Origin of the sequence: Colwellia sp. D2M02, from assembly GCF_018860755.1 — a bacterium.
In the GTDB taxonomy this organism is placed as follows: Bacteria; Pseudomonadota; Gammaproteobacteria; order Enterobacterales; family Alteromonadaceae; genus Colwellia; species Colwellia asteriadis.
The window spans coordinates 83,260-89,771 of record NZ_JAHKPW010000011.1 but is presented as its reverse complement, the minus strand read 5'-3'; the positions used below and the strand labels follow the sequence as shown (position 1 = coordinate 89,771).

Genomic DNA, 6,512 nt, shown 5'->3' with positions numbered 1-6,512 from the left:
TAAACATCTCTTAAACCGAATTCAGGTTAATTAGCTATTGGTTCACCAGCGTAGTGGTATTCAATTTTAGGTGCTAGGGTTGGATCCGAGTGTTCTTTAGAGGCAAAGGAAATATAATTCCCCGCGCGCATTATTCCTCGTAATAGTAAGCCATGATTACTTTCAGGGGTGATCTTCCATGCTTGAACTACTGGGGTTATATCTAAAGAAACCCACTCTCCTTCAATAATTGGCGCGCGCTTAATCAGCCCATTTTCTCCATAACCATAGTTACTCGTTAAATCAAGTTCACCGCCAGGTATAAGCCAGTCATTTTCAGTACTATAATCATGATCTAAATAATTATGCTCTAGCCACGTGACACCATTAGGTATGCCTCCCCAAATTCTATTGCCCTCAACCCATGGTTTATTGACTTCAAACGCTAATAACATTGGACTAGATGTGTAACTGGCTTGAAGGACGAACACTTTTAGGCTTGCTTTAAGTAACTCTCTTTCGACTGGAGCCAAAGATAAATCGGCTTTGATTAGTATACGACGAGCTTTTCCTGTGCCGATGTTTAACTCTTGTGAGCCACCAAAGTTCATTTTCTTTTCAGAACTGTTATATTGACTCACGGTTGCGTCAGCCTGAATCGGTAGTTCAATAGTGCTAAAAATAACGCCTTCGTCAATAGGAATATCAATATCGGCACTGAGAGCACTGGTGGTATCTGTCGCTTGATTGAAGCTTTCGGTAGTTGTGTCAGCAGCACCTAGTTTTTCATTAGCTAATACATTGGCCAATGCAGTTTGTTCTTCAGTGTAATCATGTTCATTACTGTAAGGTTTTGCTGTTGAAAAGACATTTTCACCCGCAACGCGTGCATTACATTCAGATACTAAGTGTTTGAATGATTTTTCATAACGCTGAGTGTTACCCGTAAAGTCTTTAGCTTCAATATAAATACTATCGTTATCTTGTAGGTTGCCAATAGCAACTTCAGTAGAATTATTAGCTTGATTGTTTAAAAGTAGTGCCAGGTTGCCGTTGATATTAACAGTAAGTTGTTCAATTTTTCCTGAGTCATCCCACCAACCCACAGTAAGATCGCCGCCTGCACAATTTCCACCGATAGAGCTGCTGACGGTAGGATGATATCGATCTAGTTTAGTGTTAAAAACACCACTATTAACATCCCTGTGCTGGAAGTTATCAATCCAGTGGCCAAATTTGTAAACCCACTTAGCTTCATCAGGTGAGTTGCCATTACAAAGAGGCTTTTGAGAGCCGTGAATATTGCTATGTCGAAATCCCCACTGTTCGTTATCGTAATCAGTTTGATATTTCTCTAAATCATTATCACGCCCATCAGTTCTTTTTCCACGAGCGGCCCACCAAGCAGGACTGCCGATAGCGCCTAATGCTTGATTAATAAATTTGCGCGCAATAAGCATATTGTAAGCATCTTGCTCGTTATTATAATTCAGTGCTTTTAAGGCGAGAGTATTTTCACTTATGGTTGAGTTGTGACAATCACTGCAATTACGATCAAATCCAGGCCAGATGTCAGCTACCCACTCTAGAGGTGCTATTGAGGCAAGGCTACTAATTTTTACTTCAGGGTTACATTGTGCGTCATAATCAATGTATGAGGTTTGCTCAACCATATTTAGCGCTTCATTTTGAGCTGAAAATGTTTCTTCAAAAGGTATCGCTTTGTTTTTTTCATGCTGATGACAGCCACCGCAATCTGTTCTATCTTCTTCGGGTTTTAGGGAGTGCCAACTACGAGTGTCGGTTAATTTAAGCCCAGTTTCACGATCTAACAAATGAAAATCGAAAGGCACGTTAGCAGGAATAATTGCTTTAAAAGATTGATCAACTTGATTGACGACAGAGTAAACACCAAGTAAGCGAGATGTCTCTTTTGTTTGTGAACCAGCTGAGCGGTAGCTTGCGTAAGAGTTTTTTAGCTTGTTTGAGGTTAAATTAATTGCAACTCCGAGCACATTTTCAGGAAGAAGGTATTCACAGAAATCATTTTGGTTTTGTACGCGCGTGAGTGGTGCTGATTGCTTAACCAGTTCTTGACGTTCAGAGTTATAGTCTTTATTTGCTTTATTTGGGCTAAATGGGGTTTTACCATCCCCTCCAAGCCAGCAGTCAAAAGGCTTACGATCAGTATTCCATAAAGCGGAGGTTCCAACTTGTGCAAAAGGGCTACCAGGGGTAATAGTAGTCGCTGAAGCAACCGCGGGCGCAGAATAAGTTTGTTCTTTATCACCACTTCTTTCTTCCCAAGTGATAACGGGTAACGGCCATAATAAATTAGCCGTTCCTGATTCATCTTCGATGACTTTTATAATGCCGGTATTAGCATTAATATTGATGGACTCAGTCGGGTCAAAGGCTTCTAAATCATTTCGAAAGCCGATATAGGATTCGTATACGCCTTTGCTTTTTTCTGAGTCTAAACCTCGGTTATTGGCGCTCGTTTTTGTATGCGCAAAAAAGAGTTCATCAGCCTTTCCGCACCGTGGAGTAGTGAATTTACCTAATAATATTCCATTATGGCTATCTGAAGGTAAGTCATGAATATCTACGCCTTTAGTTAATAATTTTGCACCAAGTTGACGAGGAACTTCTACTCCAGCATCTGGTCTATCGTAAGCGTTTAATCCTGCCATTGATAATTTCACACTATGTAGCGCACCAAAGCCATTGTTATTTAAGTTGTAGTAGCTCGTCGTAATAAGGTAATCGCCAGGGTTAGCTCCTTTACCTTTAACGCAAAAGGTACTGAGGTGCGCTGCTTCTGGGCTATTGCCATAGCCAAAAATAGGGTACCACTTACCTGATGATGTTAACCCTTGAATTTGCCAGTGACGGGCATCTTCTGTGGTTGCTTGATATGAAAATGCAATGCCATTTCGAAGCTTATTAGGGCTTAATGCTGATGTCGTTGTGTAATATTGAAATTGTTGATGGTTTTTTAAGTCGCCATTATCAGTAATATCAGCACTAAATAAGTTGAAGTTATGATTGGCATACCCCATAGCGAGATTGGCGTTACTGATGCGTTTTTTGTTACTAACGTAAATAAGCTTTAAACCGGTATCGGTGCGCATTTCTTCAGCGTGCATATAGACATTACCCCAGTTATGCGATCCTGTTTGTTTTAAGGGTAAATTCATCGCATCTTTATAAATATCAAACTCATTATTGTCATTTGTATTAGCGTATGTGAGCCTTTTAGTGGTTAATAACTCTGGAGCGAAGGAGTAGTCAGCTAATAAATCAACAAGGTTAATACTATAAATATCAGCGCCTAATTTGGGTAAGCCACTTTGGTATGTTTTATCGTCAGCATTATGAAAGTAACTGAAATAAACGGTTTTACCGTCTTCAGATAAATTTGGCTCAACGACCGAGCCTTGATTTAACATACCTGTAGGCGTGTCAATGAGTTGCTGTTGCAGGTGTATCTCTAAAGGAAATAGTTTTTTACTTTGGCCGTTAGGTAATAAAATCCATAACTCATTACCTCCGCTGGGGTTATTCGCACTGAGTACATCGGTGCCTAACTTGTATGTGCCTGTGACTCCACCGTAAGTATTATCAAATACTTTAATTGGAGCACTGACAAAAATTAACGGGTAGTCAGGTTGATAGAATTCTTCATTGTTTGCTGCATTGATTTTCGTTTTGAATGAAGTAGCTAAACTGGAAAAGCTAGTTACGCAGAGCGCTAAAAAAAATAATGAGTAAAGTGAGGGAGTCAGTAAAGGGTAAATGAATAAGAATGATTTATAGGTAAGCGTTTTAGTTTTTTTAGCGTTGCAACTCAGTTGACTATGCATGAAACATCCCATCCTAAAATGTAATTACAAACATACCTGTCACAGAAATACATCATCAGTGGCAACTGGCAATAATCCTTACTAGATTATTGGCAACCCCGCTGTCGTAGAGTACTCCTTAGACCGGTGGCTTTGCGTCCCTAACTTTCATTAGGTTTGCTTTATCAGTGTAGTCACGCATTCCTTGATAAGGCAAATACAGAAAAAACTTTTAATTACCGTTAATAGCTAACTTGTTATTGTTTCTATTATTTCAGGAGAATGAAAAATTCATTATTGGCGACTTTCAGAAATAAAAAGCAATAAAAAGGCCAGAAAAAATCTGGCCTTTATTGAAACAAATTATTATGAGCGCAATGCGCCCATTAATAGCGTTATGCTTCTTTTTTAGCTTTTAAGTTAGCCGCATGCGGTAATTCGTGTGCAGGCATTGGTTTATTGTCATGCTTTAGGTAGTTGTCCATCCAACGCATTAAACGTAAGCTGTAATCGTACTTAGCAGCAGCACGCTTATTACCATGGCCTTCGCCTGGGTAGTAAACTAAACGTACTGTTTTGCCATGTACTTTCATATAACGGTACATTTCCATTGATTGCGCAGGGTGTACACGAGGATCTGCTTTACCGTGCATAATTAATAATGGCGTTTCTGATTGCTCAACCCAATAAATAGGGCTGCGCTCTAAGTACCATTGCCATTTTTCCCAAGGGTATGAACGTGCGTGTACTAAGTGCATTTCATTTGAAATATCAGTAGTACCAAATTTCGATAATTGGTTAGAAATACCAACAAACATAACGCTCGCAGCAAAGTGCTTAGTTAGTTTAGTTGCACCCCATGCTGACGCATAGCCACCGTAAGATCCGCCCGTAATACCAACTTTTTTCTCGTTAACTAAACCAATATTTACTAAATGATTTTTTAGGTCAACTAAGTCATCAAACTCTTTACCTGCGTAATCATTTTGACCTAACTTAGAGTAGGCAACCCCTTTACCTGTACTACCACGATAGTTAGGGTGAAATACTGCGTAGCCTTGTGCTGCCGCTAATTGACCAGGGCGAGAGTAAGCGGTGATCCAACCATCTTTATCATGGCTTTCAGGGCCGCCGTGTACCGACATAATTAGTGGGTAACGTTGACCTTCTTTATGGTTTAGTGGATAAACTAATACACCGCCAATTTCTACGCCGTCACGTGCTTTTATCGTCACAATTTCTTGTTTCGCTAATGCCACGTCGTTTAACCACGGGTTTGAATTAGTTAAACGAGATGCTTTTTTACCGCGAAGCATAAATACTTCATTTGGGTGTTTCGCTGTATTTGCGCCTAAGGCAATTGTTTTGTCTGAATCTGAAATACTTAAACGACCCGCAATTAATTTGCCCGCTTTAACAACTTCTTTATACGATGTTTTACCAGGCTTAATTTTGGCGATAACAGATTGCGGACCTACGTTGGCAACTAAAAACAGCTCATTACGCTTGTTTGACCATTCAAAGTCACTTACATGACCTGCGAAGTTAGGTAACCAGTCAGTAACTTTACCTGTTTTAACGTCAGCTAAAAATAAACGACCTGTTGCTGGATCATGCTTGTCTTCGGCACCGTGGATAGCAATATATTTACCGTCATGAGAGAACTCAGCAGCGCCTAATTTACCTTCGGTAGCAAAAGAAACGTTAACCGTTTGCGTTGCTGCATCAACGATATGCCATTGCGATTTCATGTATTTATCGTCAATTAATGCGGTCGGCTGAGTTTTGACTAATAAATTTTTATTATTTGGCGAAAAGTGTACATCAGAAACATAGTGCTTAATCGCTAACGCTTCAGGGGTAATGGATTTTTCTGTTATCGCTAAATCAACTACATATAAAAATTGATCAGCTAAATCTTCTTCATAAATTTCAGCTTTAAAGCCTAAGTCAGTAAGTTTTTTAACTGATTTATCTTTAGCCTTTTTCGCTAACAGGGCAACCTTTTTATTATCGCTACTTAAGGTATAGCTGCTAATGCTAGTATCCTTTAGTGATAATACTTTTTGTGCTTGACCACCATTGGCCGCAATTTGATAAAGCGAGGTAAACTTATCACCGTTCATTTTCGATAAGAAGTAAATAAAAGCGCCATCTGCAGACCATTGAATGCTGCGAACGTTTACTTTACCGGTAATAAATGGGCGTTCAACACCCTCATCATTAACTAGGTGTAACTCACCCCAGTTTGATCCATCTTTTTCAACGTAAATTTCACGAGGCACAGAGCGAATAAAAGCAAATTCGTCACCACTTGGACTAACTTGCACTTGGCCAACACTTTGTATTGTTGCTAAGTTTTCAGCAGTAATAACTTTATCAGTTGCAAAAACTGATGCGCTTAATAAGCCTAAACTTACTGCTAAAGCTTGTTTTAAATAAGAGATTTTATGTTTCATTTATATTCCTAATATATACCTAAAAAGAGGCATGTTAGTGAAGTCTGTTCGAGTTTATGTTTTTTTGAGCGTTAAACCAATAAAAAGTGGAGTAAATTCGACGAAATGGAGGTAAATCGAGATTAAATAGATATTCAGGTTTTGTTTTTAAGCAAACTATTAGTATCAAGTGATAACCTGAACTCTAGCTGGATATATAGGATAACGGTAGACTTTTATTAGCAGTGAG

At 39.2% G+C, this 6,512-nt stretch carries 2 protein-coding genes and 1 riboswitch; both genes read right to left on the bottom strand.

Going from position 1 to position 6,512, the window contains the following annotated elements:
- Positions 1–26: 26 nt before the first annotated feature.
- Complete coding sequence (locus tag KO495_RS01835; RefSeq protein ID WP_215978694.1) at positions 27–3,845, bottom strand: DNRLRE domain-containing protein; 3,819 nt, start codon at positions 3,843–3,845, stop codon at positions 27–29.
- Between the two features lie 88 nt (positions 3,846–3,933).
- Positions 3,934–4,016: riboswitch (cyclic di-GMP riboswitch) on the bottom strand.
- Between the two features lie 203 nt (positions 4,017–4,219).
- Entirely contained in the window at positions 4,220–6,283 is a 2,064-nt protein-coding gene (locus tag KO495_RS01830; RefSeq protein ID WP_215978693.1) for a S9 family peptidase, read from the bottom strand.
- Positions 6,284–6,512: the final 229 nt, after the last annotated feature.